General features: G+C 51.7%; 1 protein-coding gene. It reads left to right on the forward strand.

Annotated features, from left to right (window positions below; all coding sequences use genetic code 11):
- Positions 1-142: 142 nt before the first annotated feature.
- The coding region (locus QP908_RS11760) for a hypothetical protein (RefSeq protein WP_284772366.1) at positions 143-575 on the forward strand (433 nt) is incomplete at its 3' end.

Raw genomic sequence — 575 nt, forward strand, 5'->3', positions numbered from 1 at the left:
TACGACGGTGGTCGCCGGCCTCATTCATAAGGGGCCCACCGTCAGTTACAGATACACCACGCTACTGGACGCAACCACGCCTATTGTTATTCAATTCAATATTCTCAAAGCACTTCTCACAGCTGGATTTAACGTCATTAAGATGGGCTGGGAGCTACTCGTAACCGGTATTCAGGCCCTGTGGGAAAACGTACTTAAACCCGCATGGGACGCTGTCGCACAAGCCCTACAAATCTTGTGGGAAGCAGCTATCCAGCCAATCCTCAACCTGATAAAGCAACTCTGGGAAGCCGTTGTAAACGGCATCAAGGCCCTCATCGATGCGGTACTTATCCCAGCGTGGGACGCGATGAGCCAATTCCTGTCTGCTATCTGGAATAACGCTATTCAGCCCGTATTCAACGGGATAAAAAATGTCTGGAACATGGTCGTCGACGGCATTAAGGCCATCATCGACAACGTCCTACTCCCCGCCTGGCAGCACATGTCAGACTTCATGGGCCCGAACCCCGGAAAGTGGACACGGGGATTTAATCAAGATGCGATAGTAAGTGTAGCTGATCCGGCGGCTTCGA

The sequence above is a fragment of the Corynebacterium sp. MSK204 genome, from assembly GCF_030229885.1.
Classification (GTDB): domain Bacteria; phylum Actinomycetota; class Actinomycetes; order Mycobacteriales; family Mycobacteriaceae; genus Corynebacterium.